Here is a 19586-nt window from a genome sequence, read left to right as displayed (position 1 = left end):
TTGGGGGCGCTGTTCAGGATTTCAAGGGCTCATCAATTTTGAAGTGCGCGCGGGCGGTGGCGATCGGTTCGCCCTCGGTACTCTGCCACGCCGTGACCGCAACGTTGGCCACGCGACGCCCCTGACGGCAGACCTGACACCTGGCCCACGTGTCGCGAAACTGCCCGGCGCGCAGGTAATCGAGGGAAAAATCGATGATCTTCGGCACGCCCGGCGTGCCGGTAAAAATCAGCAGATGCAGGGCCGCGGCCAGCTCCATGAAGCCGGCAATCACCCCGCCATGGATCGCCGGCAATAAAGGGTTACCAATGTTGTCCTTGTTCGCCGGCAGCTTGAACAGCAACTCATCGCCGACTCGCGAGCACTCGATACCGATCAGCCCGGCATAAGGAATCAGTGCCAGCAGCGGCGTGTAATCGCCGTGCGCGTGGGCCTGCTGCAGCTGCTCCCTGAGATCGTTGCTCATTGGCTCGCTCCCTTGATCGCGCCCGCGAAGCCTTTGCTGCCCTTCAGACCAATGCCCATGCGCATGAATGTGCCGACGACGTGGGCAATCGGTTGCTCGGGATCGTCCTGGTAGGCAAAACCACGGGCAAAGATCACGTCGGTGGTGACGCGGTAGCACTGGGCAAAGCCGTACACCGCTTTGTTCGGTTCAGCGGCGTGCATGTAGTCGATGCGCAGATCGAGGGTCGGACAGACTTCGAACTCCGGCAGCACGCACAGGGTCGACATGCCGCATGCAGTGTCCATCAGTGAAGTGATGGCACCGCCGTGGATGACTCCGGTTTCGGGATTGCCGACGATTTTTTCGCTGTACGGCAGGATCACCGTCAGCCCTTCGCTGGAGGCACTGTGCACCTGCAGACCGAGGACCTGACAGTGCCGCAATGCCGATAAAAAGCGCGTCGCGCGCTCAAAAACGGGGTTTTCGGCCATGTGATAATTACTCGCGTTTGGGCCTTGTGCCAGTATTGAGAAAAGCGGCAAAAGTTCCGTGATAAAACAAACTTATATATCTGAAACAATTGAGGAACTTAACCCGTAGCGCCGAGTTCTTAAGGCCAGTAGTTATTTTCCATAAGGAGATACACCCCATGCGTAAGACTTTAGCTATTGCCTTGATGTTGACCGCTTCCCTCGGTCTCGCTGCCTGCGATAAAAAATCCGAGGACAAAGCTCAAGATGCAAACCAACATGCTGAGCAAGCTCAGCAAGACATGAACAAAGCTCAGGATAAAGTGAACGACGCAGCAAAAGAAAACGCCGAAGCTGCCAAAGCTCAGGCTGAATCGAACGCCGCTGCTCAAGAAGAAGCCGCCAAAAAGCAATAAGCTTTGTGGTGTGAAAGGAAAACCCGCCAAGTGCGGGTTTTCTTTTGCCTGCGATTTACCGGTTAGAGCAACACGGTTCTAAAAGTCGGACTAATCATCAGCAACAGCGAACAGATGAAGCCAACTAGCCACATCAGGCTGCGCAACTTCGCCAGATCGGCCAGATAGAACCACAGATAGAAAATCCGCGAGATCACGAAGATGATCGCCAGCGCATCGATCAGCCAACCCGCGGTTTGCGTGGTATGCGCCATCAGCACGCCGACGGCGAAGAGGATGAAGGCTTCGATGCTGTTCTGATGGGCCGCCAGCGCCCTCGCACCGAAGCCAGTCAACTGCGCCTGCTGCTGCCGCGGCAAGTGATTGTCATACCCGCCCTGCTCTTTCATGGCCTTGGCCACCGGCATACGCGCCACATAGATCAATAAAGCACTGATAAACACACACCAGAACGGAATACTCATCAAACAGCCTCTTTGTTCGCCTCAGGGACGGGCGCCTCTGTAGGGGTATAGACCATGACATCGAGAACGTCGGAATGAAACTCGCGGCGATACAAAACCACCACGACTCCCGCGCTCATGATCATGAACAGCCACGGGCTGACGAACCACGCCAGCATGCTCATGCCGAAGTAATAAGAACGCAGGCCGAAGTTGAACTGGTTGGCCGCCATCGAAATCACCCGCGCCGCCCGCGAAGCGAAGGCCTTGCGTTCCTGCTCGGTCACTTGGCGCTCACCGATCATCGGCGCCGACCCGACCAGAATCGCCGCGAAGTTGTATTGGCGCATGCACCAACTGAAAGTAAAGAACGCATAGACGAACACCAGTGCCAGACACAGCAACTTGATCTCCGACATGCCCTGCGACGCCTGCTGCACCATCGGAATATCCGCCAACAACGATACGGCTCGGTCGGACGCACCGAGCACGGTGAGGATACCGGCGAGGATGATCAGCGTGCTGGAGGCGAAGAACGACGCGTTGCGTTCCAGATTGCCGATCACGCTGGCATCGGCGATGCGGTTGTCACGCAGCAGCATGCGGCGCATCCAGTCTTCGCGGTACAGGTGCAACACGCTGGCCAGACACGCCGTATCACGGGCCTTCCAGGTGGCATAACGGGTGTAACCGCCCCAGCAGACGACAAACCAGACGGCGGCGAGCAAGTGGATCAGATTGGCTTGGATGAACGACATTCGTTGTCCTGAGCAAGAGGAATGATGGAGGGAACCCTTCGTTTCGACGTGTTGGCTCGTAAAAAGACACGCTCATTGAAGAGTCAAATTTATTCAAAATAGACCGCAGCTATCAGTTTTCAGAGGCTTATACCTGTCAACTCTGACAGTAGCGCCGAGGGTATGGCGAGGCATAAGGTCGTTTTCTCAAACGGGAACACTGACCGCTCCCCTATCAGACAAGGATTTGAGCATGAGACCTTTGAACGCTGCGCTGCCCATTGACACAACGTTTGGCAACCGGGGGTACGCCGAGTCATTTGCTACGGGAAGCCAGGCTTTGAAAATCGCAGGCTTGCGCCCGGATGGAAAGATCCTTCTCGTGGGACAAACTGTTGTAGAGGGCAAAGTCAGTTTTCATTTGGCGCAATTACTCGCGGACGGTACTAACGATACTGGCTTCAACGAAAACGGTTTGATCGTAGGTACGTTTACAGGTTCGGGACAAGCCAGCGGAACTGGCGCCTGTCTTTATAAAGACGGCAAGGCGCTGCTTTTTGGGTATCAATATGATGAGGACCAAGGAACTCGATTTGCGCTTGCCAGATTCTTCGCTGATGGTGAAAGAGATCGCGATTTCGGTCCCGATGGGACGGTTTACGTCCCTTTCCTGCCACAGTCCGAATCGCAATTGCCAAAACCGGAAGCTTCCATCACGTCGCAATCCAGAACCAGGTTAGTACTGACTGCTGATGAAAAAATACTCGTCGGTCAAAGCGACCGACTGTTCAGACTTGATCAGAATGGAGATTTCGATACCGCTTTCAACAACAAAGGCTGGCTGGATCTTGCAATGGGCATTGCTTCGATTTCAGTAGCAGAGGATGGAGTAATCACAGTTGCAGGTTCGAGGGCTGGAGAAGGGAAGATTGTGCGCCTGAACGTCGATGGAACGCCCCATAAAGACTTCGGCGATGATGGCACCGGGACCGTCTACATTCCATCGGATTACCCGGTCAGCGTACGAAGCCTGATGTTACGTGCTGACGGCAGCTTCTTTGTTGCTGGCCAGGTCGACACATCCCCCAACGACGTTTGGGGGAAAGGACGCAAAGCAATGATGGCCGCGTACAACCCGAACGGTAGACCAAATCTCGCATTCAATCAGGGTAAGCCTGTTGTCACTGATCTTGGATTAACCGACGGTTGCACTTTGTTCGATCTAAGTGGGGAACCTGAAGATGGTTTGGTTGTGGTGGGGAGTACAGGGCAAATAACCAGGGAGCAAATGCTTGCCTGCCGCTATCTGGCAACGGGTGAACTGGACACAACCTTTGGGGACGGCAAGGGATACGTTACTCACTCTATGGGGCCCGGTATGCAATGGATCTCGGTGGCAGTGCAGCCCGACAAGCGAATACTCCTGAGCCGTGACAGCGACAACGTCAATGTGGGAGCTCTGGTCGTACGTTATCTGGGTTGAGGATTATCAGCTCTGATAAAAAATGCCCCGTATCGATTGATACGGGGCATTTCTGTTTAACCGTGCCTGACCCGCTTGTGGCGGGTCACATCACGTCAGGCAGTGACTTCGCTGCGCTTGCCCAGCAGGCGATCACAGACCACGGCGACCACCAGGGTCATCACGCATGGCACCAGCCATGCCAGCCCTTGCTCGCTCAGCGGCAGATGGGTCAGCTGAGTTGGCATCCAGTCGGCCAGACCAGCGCCTTTCAGGGCGTCGATGGTGCCGAAAACGAAGGAAACCAGCATCACCGGGCCAAGAATGCGCCCGTGCTCATGCCAGAAATCCTTGCAGAAGCTCAGTGCGACCAGAACGATGCACGGCGGGTAGATCGCGGTGAGTACCGGAATCGAGAAAGCAATGAGCTTGGTCAGACCGAGGTTGGAGACCAGCAGGGAAAACGCTGCGAGGATAATTACCAGAGTCTTGTAGGACAACGGCAGCACACGGCTGAAGTATTCAGCGCAGGCACAGGTCAGGCCGACCGCCGTGACCAGACACGCCAGCGAGATCAGCACCGCAAGGAAACCACTACCCAGCGAACCGAAGGTGTGTTGCACGTAGGCATGCAACACCGCCGCGCCGTTGGTGGCGCCGACCGCGACTTCATGGCTGCCGGAACCGAGACGGAACAGGCTGACGTAGACCAGTGCCAGCCCCACGCCGGCAATCAGCCCGGCGATGATCGCATAACGGGTGATCAGCGCCGGCGACTCGACGCCACGGGAGCGGATCGCGTTGACGATAACGATGCCGAACACCAGTGCCCCAAGGGTATCCATGGTCAGATAACCATTGATGAACCCTTGCGAAAATGGCGCGGCGACGTATTCCGGTGTGCCGTGACCGATGTCACCCGCCGGCAAGGCGAACGCGGCGATGCCCAGTACTGCCAGCGCAATGATTTTCAGCGGTGCGAGGAAGCGGCCAACGGTATCCAGCAACCGCCCAGGGTAGAGCGAAATGAAGAACACCAGCAGGAAGTACACCGAGCTGTAGAGGAACAGCGCCAGCGGGCTTTCGCCGGTCAACGGCGCCAGACCTACCTCGAAGGATACGGTCGCGGTACGCGGGGTGGCGAACAGCGGACCCACGGCCAGGTAGCATGCCGCCGCGAGGATACCGCCAGCGATCTTGCCGATAGGGCTGCTCAACGCATCCATCGCACCGCCGACCTTGGCCAACGCCACCACGGTGACCACCGGCAAACCAACGGCGGTAATCAGGAAGCCCAGTGCGGCCATCCAGACGTGAGGCCCGGCCTGCAAGCCGACGATCGGCGGGAAAATGATGTTACCGGCCCCGACAAACAGGGCAAACGTCATAAAACCAAGTGCCAGGATGTCCTGACCTTTCAAAACTTTCATTAAGGTAATACCACACTACTGAAATCGGAATTTAGAGGGGGATTGCCCTGTTGGATTAGGGAAATGCTGTCGATCCGTATGGGACTGACCCTTAAAGCGCATAGCTGCCTTGTGGGCGGCGGACGCAAAAATGGCGGCCAGCCTAACGAATTTGGCTGACAAACGCACTGTTAGAGGGCGAACTATCCGATACGCGACGTTTCAGTGTCGCGTTTACATATCTATTTTTCATACAGAGAACCTGTATTCATCACAACGAACCTGTGGCGAGGGGATTTATCCCCGTTGGACTGCGCAGCAGTCCCAAAGAATCCGAGCTGGAACTGCCTGACTGATCATGGTCGCTAGCATGGGGGCCGCTTCGCAGCCCAGCGGGGATAAATCCCCTCGCCACTACAGCTCTCAAAATTCTCATACGCCAGGAACGACAAAGGCCACCCGAAGGTGGCCTTTGTTGCTGGAGCTAAAAAGTCAGCCGAAGCTTACTTCTTCACTTCCCAGCCAGTCAGCTCGGCCAGGGCCTTGCCGATGTCTGCCAGCGAACGCACGGTTTTAACGCCTGCGTCTTGCAGCGCAGCGAATTTCTCGTCTGCAGTGCCTTTGCCGCCAGAGATGATTGCGCCAGCATGGCCCATGCGCTTGCCCGGAGGAGCAGTCACACCAGCGATGTAGGAAACAACCGGCTTGGTCACGTTAGCCTTGATGTAGGCAGCCGCTTCTTCTTCAGCCGAACCGCCGATCTCGCCGATCATCACGATCGCCTCGGTCTTCGGGTCTTCCTGGAACAGCTTCAGGATGTCGATGAAGTTCGAGCCCGGGATCGGGTCACCACCGATGCCGACGCAAGTCGACTGACCGAAACCGGCGTCAGTGGTCTGCTTCACAGCTTCGTAGGTCAGGGTGCCGGAACGGGAAACGATACCGACCTTGCCTGGCAAGTGAATGTGACCTGGCATGATGCCGATCTTGCATTCGCCTGGGGTGATCACGCCTGGGCAGTTAGGGCCGATCAGGACTACGCCCAGCTCGTCGCACTTAACTTTGGCGTCCAGCATGTCCAGGGTAGGAATGCCTTCGGTGATGCAGACGATCAGCTTGATGCCGCCGAATGCCGCTTCCAGGATCGAGTCCTTGCAGAACGGAGCCGGAACGTAGATCACGCTGGCGGTAGCGCCAGTGGCAGCTACTGCGTCTTTTACGGTGTTGAACACTGGCAGACCCAGGTGCTCGGTGCCGCCCTTGCCCGGAGTTACGCCACCAACCATCTTGGTGCCGTATTCGATGGCTTGCTGGGTGTGGAAACTACCTTGCGAACCGGTAATACCCTGGCAGATAACTTTGGTGTCTTTATTGATCAGGACGCTCATTATTTGCCCTCCGCAGCTTTGACAACTTGTTGAGCAGCGTCGGTCAGGCTGGTAGCAGCGATGATGTTCAAACCGCTTTCTGCCAGTACTTTAGCGCCCAGCTCAGCGTTGTTGCCTTCAAGGCGAACAACAACCGGGATTTTCACGCCGACTTCTTTCACGGCGCCGATGATGCCTTCGGCAATCATGTCGCAACGAACGATGCCGCCGAAGATGTTGACCAGTACTGCCGCGACGTTCTGGTCGGACAGGATGATCTTGAACGCTTCAGTAACGCGTTCCTTGGTAGCGCCACCACCTACGTCGAGGAAGTTGGCCGGCTTGCCGCCATGCAGGTTGACGATGTCCATGGTGCCCATGGCCAGACCGGCACCGTTGACCATGCAGCCGATGTTGCCTTCCAGCGCTACGTAGTTCAGTTCGAACTTGGCAGCGTGCGCTTCGCGCGGATCGTCCTGCGACGGATCGTGGAAAGCCTTCAGCTTAGGCTGACGGTACATGGCGTTGGCGTCGATGTTGATCTTCGCGTCGAGGCAGTGCAGATCGCCGTCAGCCTTGATCACCAGCGGGTTTACTTCCAGCAGAGCCAGGTCGTGGTCTTTGAACAGCTTGGCCAGACCTACGAAGATCTTGGCGAACTGAGTGACCTGCTTGCCTTCCAGACCCAGCTGGAATGCCAGCTCGCGACCCTGGGATGGCTGAGCGCCAACCAGTGGATCGATAGTGGCCTTGAGAATTTTTTCTGGAGTGTCGTGAGCGATTTTCTCGATGTCCACGCCACCTTCGGTGGAAGCCATGAACACGATGCGACGGCTCGAACGGTCAACGACAGCGCCCAGGTACAGCTCTTTAGCGATATCAGTGCACGATTCAACCAGGATCTTGGTGACTGGCTGGCCATTGGCGTCAGTCTGGTAAGTCACCAGACGCTTGCCCAGCCACTGCTGTGCGAAGGCTTTGGCGTCTTCTTTGCTGCGAACCAGCTTTACGCCGCCCGCTTTACCGCGACCACCGGCGTGAACCTGGGCTTTGACGACCCACTCGTTGCCGCCGATTTTGTCGCAAGCTTCTGCTGCTGCTTCCGGGGTGTCTACTGCGTAACCAGTGGAAACTGGCAGGCCGTATTCAGCGAACAGCTGCTTACCCTGATACTCGTGAAGATTCATGCTTTTTACCGTCTTCGTTAGGTACTGCGCATTCGGCGCTGCGCTCGTTTGAGTGCCGCGCCACCTGTGACTGCTGCTTGCGTAGCTGGGCTACGCAAGACTGCGTCCGGCGGACATTCCGCGGTGAGTCTTGCTCGCAAGGCTCACGACGGGCCGTTGCCGCCGTGGTTTCTTATTATGTCTTAACGCTTCTTGCGGTTGGCAATGTGAATGGCGCCGCCATTCACTGCCAGAGCAGCTTCGTGCAAGGCTTCGGACAGGGTCGGATGGGAGAAAACCATCATGCCCAGGTCTTCAGCGCTGGTGCCGAATTCCATACCGATCGCGCCCTGCTGAACCAGTTCTGCAGCGCTCGGGCCAATCACGTGCACGCCCAATACGCGGTCGGTCTTGGCATCGGCGATGACCTTGACGAAACCACCGGTATCGTTGGCAGCCATGGCACGGCCGGAAGCGGCGAACGGGAAGGTGCCGACGTTGACTTCAACGCCTTCGGCCTTCAGCGCCTGCTCGGTTTTGCCAACCCACGCGATTTCCGGGTGAGTATAAATAACCGAAGGGATCAAATCATAGTTCATCTGAGCCTTGTGGCCCTTGATGCGCTCGACAACCATGATGCCTTCTTCCGAAGCCTTGTGGGCCAGCATCATGCCGCGAACCACGTCACCGATGGCGAAGACGCCCGGTACAGCTGTGACGCAATGGTCATCGACCGCGATGAAACCGCGCTCGTCGATTTCCACGCCGCAGTCGGCAGACAGCAGATCAGTGGTCACCGGACGGCGACCAACGGCTACGATCAGCTTGTCGAAAGTGATGGTCTGTTCGCCGTTGGCATCGGTGTAGTTGACGACGACTTCTTCGCCGTTGACTTTCGAACCGGTAACGCGAGCGCCCAGCTTGATGTCCAGACCCTGTTTGGTCAGGGTTTTCAGCGCTTCCTTGGAAACAGCGGTGTCCGCTGCCATCAGGAAAGTGTCCAGTGCTTCGAGAACAGTCACTTCTGCACCCAGACGCGACCATACCGAACCCAGCTCCAGACCGATCACGCCAGCGCCGATCACGCCCAGACGTTTAGGTACGGACTGGAACTCCAGAGCGCCAGTCGAATCGACGATGACTTTCTGGTCAACCGGAGCCGGTGGAATGTCGATCGGACGCGAACCTGGCGCGAGAATGACGTTTTCCGCTTCGATGACTTCAACCGAACCGTCCGGCTTGGTGACTTCGACTTTCTTGCCGGCCAGCAGCTTGCCGTGGCCCTGGATCGAAGTAACGCCGTTGGCCTTGAACAGGGTGGCAACGCCGCCGGTCAGGTTCTTGACGATGCCAGCCTTGCGGCCAACCATCGCAGCGACGTCCATTTTGACTTCGCCGGTCGAGATACCGTGAACGTTGAAGCTCTCTTTGGCTTCCTTGTATTTCCACGAGCTGTCGAGCAGCGCCTTGGAAGGAATGCAACCTACGTTCAGGCAGGTACCGCCCAGGGCTTGCTTGCCCTCTGCGTCGGTGTACTTCTCGATGCAGGCAGTGGTCAGGCCCAACTGAGCAGCCTTGATGGCCGCTACATAGCCACCAGGGCCGGCACCGATCACTACTACGTCAAATTTCTGCGACATTCAAAAAATCCTCTTTAGCAATAAAGCTACAAGCCGCAAGCTTCAAGCTGCAAGCCCACCCGCTCGCCCTGAGCTTGAGGCTTGTAGCTGAAAGCTTGCAGCTGCTTTTTAGATATCCAGCAACAGACGAGCCGGATCTTCCAGCAGGTTCTTGATGGTCACCAGGAAGGTCACAGCTTCTTTGCCATCGATCAGACGGTGATCGTAGGACAGAGCCAGGTACATCATCGGACGGATCACGACCTGACCGTTGATGGCCATCGGACGCTGGATGATGTTGTGCATGCCCAGAATCGCTGCCTGCGGCGGGTTGACGATCGGCGTCGACATCATCGAACCGAAGGTACCACCGTTGGTGATGGTGAAGGTACCACCGGTCATCTCGTCCATCGACAGTTTGCCGTCACGGGCTTTCTTGCCAAATGTTGCGATGCCGCCTTCGATTTCAGCCAGGCTCATCAGCTCGGCGTTACGCAGAACCGGTACCACCAGGCCACGGTCGCTGGAAACGGCAACGCCGATGTCTGCGTAGCCGTGGTAAACGATGTCGCCGCCGTCGATCGACGCGTTGACAGCCGGGAAGCGTTTCAGCGCTTCAGTGGCCGCTTTCACGAAGAACGACATGAAGCCCAGGCGTACGCCGTTGTGGGACTTCTCGAACAGGTCCTTGTACTTCGAACGCAGCGCCATGACTTCGGTCATGTCGACTTCGTTGAACGTGGTCAGCATCGCCATGTTCGACTGGGCTTCAACCAGACGCTTGGCCACGGTGGCACGTACGCGAGTCATCGGTACGCGCTTCTCGATGCGGTCGCCGGCAGCGAACACAGGCGCAGCAGCCGAAGGAGCAGCAGCCTTGGCAGGTGCGGCAGCCGGAGCGGCTTTCTTGGCAGCAACCGCTGCTACCACGTCTTCCTTGGTCACACGACCGCCCTTGCCGGTGCCGGCAACGGAAGCGATGTTGATGCCGTTTTCTTCAGCCAGCTTGCGCGCGGCAGGAGCGGCGATCGGGTCATCTTCGCCATCGGCAGCAGCTGGTGCGGCAGCGGCAGTAGCGGCCGGAGCAGCAGCGGCGGCAGGAGCGGCAGCAGCAGCGCCGCCCTCTTCGATCGAGCCCAGGACCTGGTTCGACAGAACGGTAGCGCCCTCTTCGGCAACGATTGCGCCCAGCACGCCGTCTGCTTCAGCCAACACTTCGAGCACGACTTTGTCGGTTTCGATGTCGACGATCAGGTCGTCACGCTTGACGGCCTCACCTGGTTTCTTGTGCCAGGTGGCAACGGTGCCATCGGCAACCGATTCCGGGAATGACGGGGCTTTGATTTCGATAGCCATTATCTGTGGGTCCTTAAAATTCGGTTTCAGTCAGCGCGAAGGCGTTAAACAGTGAAAGCATCTTGCAGCAGTTTTTCCTGCTGCTCGGCGTGCATCGATGCGTAACCACAAGCTGGCGCAGCCGAAGCCTCACGGCCCGCGTACTCAAGTACGAGAGTCTTGTCGAGGTTGGCGATGCTGCGACGCAAGTGATGCTGGCTGCAGTACCAGGCACCCTGGTTCATCGGCTCTTCCTGACACCAAACGGCGTGTTTGACGTTGGTGTACGGAGCCAGGACTTCTTTCAAGTCGTCCTCAGGGAACGGATACAGCTGCTCGATACGCACGATGGCGATATCTTCGCGGCCTTCGGCACGGCGTTTTTCCAGCAGGTCGTAGTAGACCTTGCCGCTGCACAGAACCACGCGCTCGACCTTTTTCGGGTCCAGTGCGTCGATTTCCGGGATCACGGTCTGGAACGAACCTTCGGCCAGATCTTCCAGCGTCGAGATGGCCAGCTTGTGGCGCAGCAGCGACTTCGGCGTCAGCACGACCAGCGGCTTGCGCAGCGGACGGATCACCTGACGACGCAGCAAGTGGTAGATCTGTGCTGGCGTGGTCGGCATGCACACCTGAATGTTGTGCTCGGCGCACAGCTGCAGGTAACGCTCAAGACGAGCCGAGCTGTGCTCAGGGCCTTGGCCTTCGTAACCGTGTGGCAACAGCATGGTCAGACCGCAGAGACGGCCCCACTTGTGCTCGCCGCTGGTGATGAACTGGTCGATCACGACCTGAGCACCGTTGGCGAAGTCGCCGAACTGGGCTTCCCAGATCACCAGCGCGTTTGGCGTGGTGGTCGAGTAACCGTATTCGAATGCCAGTACCGCTTCTTCCGAGAGGAACGAGTCGTACAGGTCGAAACGTGGCTGACCGTCGTACAGGTTCTGCAGCGGAATGTAGGTGCCCGCGTCTTTCTGGTTGTGCAACACAGCGTGACGGTGCGAGAACGTACCGCGGCCGATGTCCTGACCGGTCATGCGGATCGGGTGACCTTCGAACGCCAGGGTCGCGTACGCCATGGTTTCAGCGTAACCCCAGTTGATCGGCAGGCCGCCGGCTTGCATCTTCTGACGGTCTTCGTAGATCTTCGCGACCTGGCGCTGAACGACGAAGCCTTCCGGAATTTCCAGCAGCTTGGCGGACAGCTCTTGCAGGGTCTTGAGATCGAAACGCGTGTCGTGACGCGCAGTCCAGGCGTGGCCCAGGTACGGACGCCAGTCGACGAACAGCTCTTTGTTCGGCTCTTTGACCAGCGATTTCACTACGTGCAGACCGTTGTCCAGCGCGTTGCGGTATTCGTCGACCTTGGCCTGAACGCGTTCAGCGTCAAGCACACCGGCCTGAGTCAGGCGATCAGCGTACAGCTCACGGGTGGTGCGCTGCTTGGTGATCTGCTGATACATCAGTGGCTGGGTGCCGCTTGGCTCGTCGGCCTCGTTGTGGCCGCGACGACGGTAGCAGACCAGATCGATCACCACGTCACGCTTGAACTGCATGCGGTAGTCGATGGCCAGCTGGGTCACGAACAGCACGGCTTCCGGATCATCACCATTCACATGGAGGATCGGCGCCTGGATCATCTTGGCAACGTCGGTGGCGTACTCGGTGGAGCGCGAGTCCAGCGGGTTGCTGATGGTGAAACCAACCTGGTTGTTGATCACGATGTGCACGGTACCGCCGGTCTTGAAACCGCGGGTCTGCGACATCTGGAAGGTTTCCATGACCACGCCCTGACCGGCGAATGCCGCGTCACCGTGGATGGAGATCGGCAGAACTTTCTCACCGGTCAGGTCGTTGCGACGGTCCTGACGGGCGCGCACCGAACCTTCGACCACCGGGGAAACGATTTCCAGGTGGGACGGGTTGAACGCCATGGCGAGGTGAACTTCACCTCCGGTGGTCATCACGTTGGACGAGAAGCCCTGGTGGTATTTAACGTCACCGGAACCCAGCTCGACCTTCTTCTTGCCTTCGAACTCGTCGAACAGCTCGCGCGGGTTCTTGCCGAAGGTGTTGACCAGTACGTTCAGACGGCCACGGTGGGCCATGCCGATGACGACTTCCTTGGTGCCGTACGAGCCGGAACGCTGGATCAGTTCGTCGAGCATCGGAATCAGGCTTTCGCCGCCTTCCAGACCGAAACGCTTGGTGCCCGGGTATTTGGTGCCGAGGTATTTTTCCAGGCCTTCACCGGCAGTCACGCGCTCAAGCAGGTGGCTCTTGATGTCGGCGGAGTACGTCGGACGGCCACGCACGCTTTCCAGACGCTGCTGGAACCACTGGCGCTGCTCGGAATCGGTGATGTGCGTGAACTCAGCGCCGATGGTGCGGCAATATGTCTGCTGCAACGCTTCGTGAATTTCGCGTAGGCTCGCTTCCTCTTTGCCGATGAACAGGTCGCCGGCACGGAAGGTCGTATCAAGATCGGCATTGGTCAAGCCGTAATGATTGATCGACAGGTCTGCAGGTGCAGGACGCTGCCACAGCCCCAGCGGGTCAAGCTGGGCTGCCTGGTGGCCACGCATACGGTAGGCCTGGATCAATCGCAGCACTTCAACTTGCTTCTTCTCGTGCTCACTGCTCACGCTGCCGGCGGAAACCGGTTGGGCGCGGCGCTGGTTCTTTGCCAGCAGCACGAAATGATCGCGAATCGTCGAGTGCGAAACATCAGTGGCAGAGTTGCCGTCGGCTGGCAACTTCTGAAAGTAGGTGCGCCACTCTTCTGGCACAGCGTTAGGGTCGTGCAGGTAGAGCTCATAAAGCTCTTCCACATAGGCAGCGTTTCCACCTGAAAGGTAGGCGCTGTTCCACATGCGCTGCATCACGCTTTCTTGCATGCTTGGTCACCCTCGGTTAGGGGAACACCATCGGTGTCGACACCGAGCAAACTTGCAGAAGTCCGAATGCAGCGACTAAAACAAGCCACCTAGGATCACACTGATAGTCCGGGTACCAGCCCGGATGCCCCTGCTTGTCTCATTTCTTCAAAAGAAGAGCTGCAGCTTATGGCTACGGCTCTGGTTATAGCCATGACGCGGGTTGAAGCCCGCGCCACAGCCTCTACGGTACAACGGTTACAGCAGCTGAATCACACGCCGCTCGAAAGCAGCATGTTACGGATGTGACCGATGGCCTTAGTCGGGTTCAGGCCTTTCGGACATACGTTGACGCAGTTCATGATGCCCCGGCAGCGGAAAACGCTGAACGGGTCGTCAAGTGAAGCCAGACGCTCGCTGGTCTTGGTGTCGCGACTGTCTGCCAGGAAGCGGTAGGCTTGCAGCAGCGCAGCAGGACCCAGGAACTTGTCCGGGTTCCACCAGAAGGACGGGCAAGAGGTCGAGCAGCAGGCGCACAGGATGCACTCGTACAGACCGTCGAGCTTTTCGCGCTCTTCTGGCGACTGCAGACGCTCGATGGCCGGAGCCGGCGTGTCGTTCTGCAGGTAAGGCTTCACCTTCTCGTATTGCTTGTAGAAGATGCTCATATCGACAACCAGGTCACGGATAACCGGCAAACCTGGCAGCGGACGAACGATCAGTTTGTTGCCTTTTACAACGGCAGACAGCGGCGTGATGCAGGCCAGACCGTTCTTGCCGTTGATGTTCATGCCGTCGGAGCCGCAGACGCCTTCACGGCAGGAGCGACGATAGGAGAAACCTTCGTCCTGCTCTTTGATCAGGGCCAGCACGTCCAGCACCATCAGGTCTTTACCACCGGTATCGACCTGGAAATCCTGCATGAACGGCGCGGCGTCCTGATCAGGGTTGTAGCGATAAACACTGACTTGCAACATGGCGGTCACCCTTAATAAGTCCGGACTTTAGGTTCGAAAGTCGGAACAGTCTTCGGCGAGAAGTTCACGGCACGCTTGGTGACGCGCTTGTCACCCGGGAAGTACAGGGTGTGGCACAGCCAGTTTTCGTCATCACGGTCTTCGAAGTCTTCACGGGCGTGAGCGCCGCGGGACTCTTTACGTACTTCGGCCGCGATGGCGGTAGCTTCAGCCACTTCCAGCAGGTTCTGCAGTTCCAGCGCTTCGATACGTGCAGTGTTGAACGCTTGCGACTTGTCGTTGATCTTCACGTTGGCGATACGCTTGCGCAGATCGGCCAGCTGAGCGATGCCCTTCTGCATGTATTCGCCGGTACGGAATACACCGAAGTAGTTCTGCATGCAGCTTTGCAGCTCGCGACGCAGGGTGGCAACGTCTTCACCGTCGGTACGGTTGTTCAGCGCGTTCAGACGCGACAGTGCAGCTTCGATGTCGGACTCGGTAGCGTCGTCGTATTCGATGCCATCGGTCAACGCCTTTTCCAGGTGCAGGCCGGCAGCGCGACCGAAGACCACCAGGTCGAGCAGCGAGTTGCCGCCCAGACGGTTCGCACCGTGTACCGATACGCAAGCCACTTCGCCTACCGCGAACAGGCCAGGGATGATCTGGTCCTGACCTTCGGCGTTCTGGGTGATCGCCTGGCCATGAATGTTGGTGGCAACGCCGCCCATCATGTAGTGGCAGGTCGGCACAACCGGAACCGGAGCAACTACCGGGTCAACGTGGGCGAAAGTCTTCGACAGTTCGCAGATGCCTGGCAGACGGCTGTGCAGCACTTCCTCGCCCAGGTGGTCGAGCTTGAGCATTACGTGGTCGCCATTCGGACCGCAACCGTTGCCGGCGATGATTTCCTTAACCATCGAACGGGCAACCACGTCACGACCTGCAAGGTCTTTCGCGTTCGGAGCATAACGCTCCATGAAACGCTCGCCGTGCTTGTTGATCAGGTAACCACCTTCACCACGGCAACCTTCGGTAACCAGTACACCGGCGCCGGCGATGCCGGTCGGGTGGAACTGCCACATTTCGATGTCTTGTACCGGCACGCCAGCACGCAGAGCCATGCCGACGCCGTCACCGGTGTTGATCAGGGCGTTGGTGGTGGACGCGTAGATACGGCCTGCACCGCCAGTGGCCAGAACCGTGGCCTTGGCACGAATGTAGGAGGTTTCGCCGGTTTCGATGCAGATCGCGATCACACCAACGAATTCGCCTTCCTGGTTTTTCACCAGATCAACAGCGTAGTACTCGTTGAGGAACGTGGTACCGGCTTTCAGGTTGCCCTGATAAAGGGTGTGCAGCAGCGCGTGACCGGTACGGTCGGATGCAGCGCAGGTACGTGCAGCCTGACCGCCCTTGCCGTAATCCTTGGACTGGCCACCGAACGGACGCTGGTAGATGCGGCCTTGCTCGGTACGCGAGAACGGCAGACCCATGTGGTCCAGCTCGAACACGGCAGCCGGGCCTTCCTGACACATGTATTCGATAGCGTCCTGGTCACCGATGTAGTCGGAACCCTTTACGGTATCGTACATGTGCCAGCGCCAGTCATCGTTCGGGTCGGCGGAAGCGATGGCGCACGTGATGCCGCCCTGTGCGGACACAGTGTGCGAACGGGTCGGGAAAACCTTGGTGATCACCGCAGTCTTGTGGCCGCCCTGTGCCAGCTGCAGCGCAGCGCGCATGCCGGCACCGCCACCACCAATAATGATGGCGTCGAAAGAAATCGTTGGAATGTTAGCCATGAATCAGATACCCCAGAGAATCTGCACACCCCAGACGAAGTAAGCGAACATCGCAACGCCGCATACTGCCTGGAAAAGGAAACGTATCGCCGTTGCGGACTTGCCGAACGCCATTGGCGTCAGGTAGTCGGTCGCGATGGTCCACATGCCGACCCAGGCGTGAGCGCCCAGAGCAACAAGGGCCAGCAGGCTGAAAATACGCATTCCGTTGTGAGCGAACAGTTCATGCCACTGGGCATACTCGAGGCCAGGGTTGGCGACGATGTATCCGATCAGAAAGATGAAGTAAGCCGCGAGAACGACCGCAGACACACGCTGTGCCATCCAGTCATAGAGGCCCGAACGCGACAGGTTAGTGACGTTAGTTACCATATCCAGACTCCTGCCAGAACGATTACCACCACGGAAACGGCGATAACGATTTTCGAGCCCAGTTTGCCGCCTTCCAGCGTCTCACCGATGCCCATGTCCATGATCAAGTGGCGCACACCGGCTACCAGGTGATACAGCAGAGCGGACAGGATGCCCCAAATCACTAGCTTGGCTAGCGGACTGGTCAGACACGCTTTCACCTGACCGAAGCCTTCCTCGGAGCTCAGCGACTTGTCCAATGCGTAAAGCATGATGGCAAGGCACACGAAGAGGATGACACCGGAGATACGGTGAAGAATGGACGTGTAAGCAGTGACTGGGAGTTTGATGGTCCTTAGGTCTAGGTTTACAGGTCGTTGGCTTTTCACGGCTTTTTTTTCACACTGAAGAGCCCCTAACAATCAGGGCAAAGTTGTTGGGGAGTGCACTGGTCAGGTAACCACCACCCAGGGATGCGACCCCCAATGAAAGCAAGCCCAAAAGCCCTTGGCGGTCGGTGGCCGAGTATAGACAGTTAGGCTACTAATGACAACGCGTTCACCTACCCCCAATAGCGGATTGCACAAGTTGCATAAAAGGCGTAAATGGCAGGCAATTTCGAGGAAAAAGTCGGCTTAAAGCCTTCTGGAGCAAGACTTTAGGCAAATTGACATTCGAATTTATCTCACTATAGTGGTGCGGGCCCTGCGTGGGGGGTCTGTCTGATGGTTCAAGCATAAATAGGAGGCCACATGGCTGACAAAAAAGCGCAGTTGATCATCGAGGGCGCAGCCCCCGTCGAGCTGCCCATTTTAACCGGCACCGTTGGTCCCGATGTAATCGATGTTCGGGGCCTGACGGCCACGGGCCGCTTCACTTTCGACCCGGGTTTCATGTCGACCGCTTCGTGCGAATCGAAAATTACCTATATCGACGGCGACAACGGCATTTTGTTGCACCGCGGCTACCCGATCGAACAGCTGGCTGAAAAGTCGGACTACCTGGAAACCTGCTACCTGCTGCTCAACGGCGAATTGCCGACCGCAGAACAGAAGGCCCAGTTCGTCAGCACCGTGAAGAACCACACCATGGTTCACGAGCAGCTGAAAACCTTCTTCAACGGTTTCCGTCGCGACGCCCACCCGATGGCCGTCATGTGCGGTGTAGTCGGCGCCCTCTCGGCCTTCTACCACGACTCCCTGGACATCAATAACCCGCAGCATCGCGAAATTTCCGCGATCCGTCTGGTTGCGAAGATGCCGACCCTGGCAGCGATGGTTTACAAGTACTCCATGGGCCAACCCATGATGTACCCGCGCAACGATCTGACTTACGCGGAAAACTTCCTGCACATGATGTTCAACACCCCGTGCGAGATCAAACCGATCAGCCCGGTACTCGCCAAGGCCATGGACCGGATCTTCATCCTCCACGCCGACCACGAGCAGAACGCTTCGACCTCCACCGTGCGTCTGGCCGGCTCTTCGGGTGCCAACCCGTTCGCCTGCATCGCTGCCGGTATCGCCGCACTGTGGGGTCCTGCCCACGGCGGTGCGAACGAAGCCGTGCTGACCATGCTCGACGAGATTGGCGATGTGTCGAACATCGACAAGTTCATCGCCAAGGCCAAGGACAAGAACGATCCGTTCAAGTTGATGGGCTTCGGTCACCGCGTCTACAAGAACCGCGACCCTCGCGCGACTGTCATGAAGCAGACCTGCGACGAAGTGCTGAAGGAACTGGGCATCAACAACGATCCGCAACTCGAACTGGCCATGCGCCTGGAAGAGATCGCGTTGACCGACCCGTACTTCATCGAGCGCTCGCTGTACCCGAACGTCGACTTCTACTCGGGGATCATCCTCAAGGCGATCGGCATTCCGACCAGCATGTTCACGGTGATTTTCGCCCTGGCGCGTACTGTGGGCTGGATTTCGCACTGGAAAGAAATGCTTTCGAGCCCGTACAAGATTGGCCGTCCGCGCCAGCTGTACACCGGTTACGAGTCGCGTGACATTACCAAGCTGGAAGATCGCAAATAAGGGTTTTTCTTTTTTGTGATGGTTTAGTGGTGTGTCAGGAACGGCCTCTTATATAGAGGCCGTTTTTGTTTGTGGTTTCAGCGGCCTTCGGGCCGACTGGTTCTTGGATTTTGGGGGCATATCCGTTGCTGCGGGTGCTGCCGCTGGCGGTTTCGCTCTTACAGCGAGTCACCTTTTCCAAACGCCGAAAAGGTAACCCAAAAGGCTTTGCCCCGGCGTACGGCCCGCTCGCTAGGGCTCGGGGTACCTTCGTTACGGGACCGATCCGGGCGCAGCGGCTCCGGTTGGCTTCGCTGCACCTACACTCGCTGTGTACGACTACGTCGTACGGTCGCTACGCTCCCACCCCCGGATCGATCCCGTAACGAAGCCTGCCGAAGGGGCAAAAGATCAAAAGCAAAAGCCAAAGCCAGATCAAGAGCCCCTCACCCTAGCCCTCTCCCAGAGGGAGAGGGAACTGACCGAGGTGTTTGGGCGAAACACGCCGACTTGCGATACCGAGTCGAATGCAGGTTTTGAACACCACACAAATCGGCTCCCTCTCCCTCGGGAGAGGGCTGGGGTGAGGGGCGAATCCACCGAAAATCTCAAGCCATGCGACGCTTCTAACCACTCAACAATGAGCGCAAGCTCGAGTGCTTTTGATCTTGATCCACGGGCGACGTCGGAAGGCTGAGCGGAGGG

General features: G+C 57.7%; 17 protein-coding genes. 3 read left to right on the top strand and 14 right to left on the bottom strand.

From position 1 onward, the window contains the following. Nucleotides 1-13: 13 nt before the first annotated feature. Nucleotides 14-466 (bottom strand): PaaI family thioesterase, encoded by a 453-nt coding sequence (locus AC0Z5Z_RS13965; RefSeq protein WP_236169132.1) that lies wholly within the window; start codon nucleotides 464-466, stop codon nucleotides 14-16. Further along, nucleotides 463-939: a PaaI family thioesterase gene (locus AC0Z5Z_RS13960; RefSeq protein WP_024012154.1), complete on the bottom strand. Its 477-nt coding sequence runs from the start codon at nucleotides 937-939 to the stop codon at nucleotides 463-465. Before AC0Z5Z_RS13960 ends, AC0Z5Z_RS13965 begins: the two co-directional genes overlap by 4 nt. 158 nt (nucleotides 940-1097) lie before the next feature. Here AC0Z5Z_RS13960 and AC0Z5Z_RS13955 point away from each other — a divergent pair, with 158 nt between their 5' ends. Further along, nucleotides 1098-1334, top strand: a complete 237-nt coding sequence (locus AC0Z5Z_RS13955) for a hypothetical protein (RefSeq protein WP_007959016.1) — start codon at nucleotides 1098-1100, stop codon at nucleotides 1332-1334. 62 nt (nucleotides 1335-1396) lie between these two features. On the opposite strand, the gene AC0Z5Z_RS13950 is transcribed toward AC0Z5Z_RS13955, so the two are convergent. Both AC0Z5Z_RS13950 and AC0Z5Z_RS13945 read right to left on the bottom strand, forming a co-directional pair. Then, nucleotides 1397-1798, bottom strand: a complete 402-nt coding sequence (locus tag AC0Z5Z_RS13950; protein WP_056783897.1) for an MAPEG family protein — start codon at nucleotides 1796-1798, stop codon at nucleotides 1397-1399. After that, nucleotides 1798-2535 (bottom strand): DUF599 domain-containing protein, encoded by a 738-nt coding sequence (locus AC0Z5Z_RS13945; RefSeq protein ID WP_016773682.1) that lies wholly within the window; start codon nucleotides 2533-2535, stop codon nucleotides 1798-1800. Before AC0Z5Z_RS13945 ends, AC0Z5Z_RS13950 begins: the two co-directional genes overlap by 1 nt. Before the next feature lie 232 nt (nucleotides 2536-2767). Between AC0Z5Z_RS13945 and AC0Z5Z_RS13940 the strand changes: the two genes are divergently transcribed. After that, nucleotides 2768-3997 (top strand): NHL repeat-containing protein, encoded by a 1230-nt coding sequence (locus tag AC0Z5Z_RS13940; RefSeq protein WP_236169133.1) that lies wholly within the window; start codon nucleotides 2768-2770, stop codon nucleotides 3995-3997. Nucleotides 3998-4092: 95 nt separating this feature from the next. On the opposite strand, the gene brnQ is transcribed toward AC0Z5Z_RS13940, so the two are convergent. The 10 genes from brnQ to sdhC all read right to left on the bottom strand — a co-directional run bounded on the left by brnQ (nucleotide 4093) and on the right by sdhC (nucleotide 17249). After that, a complete protein-coding gene (brnQ, locus tag AC0Z5Z_RS13935; protein ID WP_016773681.1) occupies nucleotides 4093-5406 on the bottom strand; it encodes a branched-chain amino acid transport system II carrier protein in 1314 nt (437 codons plus the stop codon). 482 nt (nucleotides 5407-5888) lie between these two features. Then, the gene (gene sucD / locus AC0Z5Z_RS13930; protein WP_016773680.1) at nucleotides 5889-6773 is read right to left on the bottom strand and encodes a succinate--CoA ligase subunit alpha; all 885 of its coding nucleotides are present in this window, start codon (nucleotides 6771-6773) and stop codon (nucleotides 5889-5891) included. Further along, entirely contained in the window at nucleotides 6773-7939 is a 1167-nt protein-coding gene (sucC, locus tag AC0Z5Z_RS13925) for an ADP-forming succinate--CoA ligase subunit beta (protein WP_016773679.1), read from the bottom strand. Before sucC ends, sucD begins: the two co-directional genes overlap by 1 nt. A 182-nt stretch (nucleotides 7940-8121) precedes the next feature. Continuing rightward, nucleotides 8122-9558, bottom strand: a complete 1437-nt coding sequence (lpdA, locus tag AC0Z5Z_RS13920) for a dihydrolipoyl dehydrogenase (RefSeq protein WP_016773678.1) — start codon at nucleotides 9556-9558, stop codon at nucleotides 8122-8124. A gap of 108 nt (nucleotides 9559-9666) precedes the next feature. After that, a complete protein-coding gene (gene odhB / locus AC0Z5Z_RS13915; protein ID WP_024012151.1) occupies nucleotides 9667-10893 on the bottom strand; it encodes a 2-oxoglutarate dehydrogenase complex dihydrolipoyllysine-residue succinyltransferase in 1227 nt (408 codons plus the stop codon). A gap of 44 nt (nucleotides 10894-10937) precedes the next feature. Beyond that, nucleotides 10938-13769 carry a 2-oxoglutarate dehydrogenase E1 component gene (locus AC0Z5Z_RS13910; protein WP_041479560.1) on the bottom strand — a complete coding sequence of 944 codons (2832 nt, stop codon included), beginning with the start codon at nucleotides 13767-13769 and terminating at the stop codon, nucleotides 10938-10940. Between the two features lie 251 nt (nucleotides 13770-14020). Continuing rightward, on the bottom strand, nucleotides 14021-14725 hold the full coding sequence (locus tag AC0Z5Z_RS13905) for a succinate dehydrogenase iron-sulfur subunit (RefSeq protein ID WP_016773675.1): 705 nt from the start codon (nucleotides 14723-14725) through the stop codon (nucleotides 14021-14023). Nucleotides 14726-14736: 11 nt separating this feature from the next. Continuing rightward, nucleotides 14737-16509 carry a succinate dehydrogenase flavoprotein subunit gene (sdhA, locus tag AC0Z5Z_RS13900; protein WP_024012149.1) on the bottom strand — a complete coding sequence of 591 codons (1773 nt, stop codon included), beginning with the start codon at nucleotides 16507-16509 and terminating at the stop codon, nucleotides 14737-14739. 3 nt (nucleotides 16510-16512) lie between these two features. Further along, entirely contained in the window at nucleotides 16513-16881 is a 369-nt protein-coding gene (gene sdhD / locus AC0Z5Z_RS13895) for a succinate dehydrogenase, hydrophobic membrane anchor protein (RefSeq protein ID WP_008049683.1), read from the bottom strand. Then, on the bottom strand, nucleotides 16875-17249 hold the full coding sequence (gene sdhC, locus AC0Z5Z_RS13890; RefSeq protein ID WP_016773673.1) for a succinate dehydrogenase, cytochrome b556 subunit: 375 nt from the start codon (nucleotides 17247-17249) through the stop codon (nucleotides 16875-16877). Before sdhC ends, sdhD begins: the two co-directional genes overlap by 7 nt. Nucleotides 17250-17612: 363 nt before the next feature. Here sdhC and gltA point away from each other — a divergent pair, with 363 nt between their 5' ends. After that, nucleotides 17613-18902: a citrate synthase gene (gene gltA, locus AC0Z5Z_RS13885; RefSeq protein WP_003222994.1), complete on the top strand. Its 1290-nt coding sequence runs from the start codon at nucleotides 17613-17615 to the stop codon at nucleotides 18900-18902. The last annotated feature ends 684 nt before the right edge of the window (nucleotides 18903-19586 follow it).

It is taken from the genome of Pseudomonas sp. 1L-E-NC-VB-C3 (genome assembly GCF_057291535.1).
This window is presented reverse-complemented; position numbering and strand designations above follow the sequence as displayed.